A 574-nucleotide genomic window follows, 5' to 3' on the forward strand; every position below is an offset into this window, starting at 1 on the left:
CTTAGAGCTGGTCCCACGGGTGGCGCGTGGCCCCGCGGTTCCCCCGCCATTCGACCTGCATCGGCACCGGCGCAAGGACAGGGCCCACCGCCTGCAGCAGGAACGCCGCCTCGGTGCCCTCGGGGAGCGTACCGTCGAACTCGGGCCGGATGCCGATCATCGGGCCCGCCGGGGCCACCGCGCGGGTGACGGAGCGCTCGACCGGACGCCCGGAGCCCTCGGCCACACGCAGCGTGAGCCGCGCCTCCTGCGGCCGGCCCTCGGTCCCCGCATCCGGGTCGGGCAGCGGCAGGGTGAGCTGCGCCTTGCCGTCGGCATCGGTGCGCAGGTCGGCGGCGAAGGCGCGGGTCTGCGGATTGGCCTCGCCGTCATGGCGCCCGAAACTGTAGCCGGGCAGCGTCTCGAGCGTGCGGCGCGGGATCAGGGTGAGTTCGCCCTCGATGGGCAGGTCGGCCCCCGGCGCACCAAAGAGGTAGCGCGCCTCGAGATCCAGCAGCGGCGGCGCATCGCGACGGATCGGCGCATCGGGGAGTGTCAGGGTCACGTCGATGCGCTCGGGGACGAAATCCTCGAC

1 pseudogene is annotated in these 574 nt (G+C 73.9%); it reads right to left on the reverse strand.

The features are described from left to right. Position 1: 1 nt before the first annotated feature. Positions 2-574, reverse strand: a pseudogene (locus HC022_RS28365) (alpha-2-macroglobulin family protein); the annotation flags it as partial.

Origin of the sequence: Salipiger sp. HF18 (genome assembly GCF_011806505.1) — a bacterium.
Lineage (GTDB): Bacteria > Pseudomonadota > Alphaproteobacteria > Rhodobacterales > Rhodobacteraceae > Salipiger > Salipiger thiooxidans.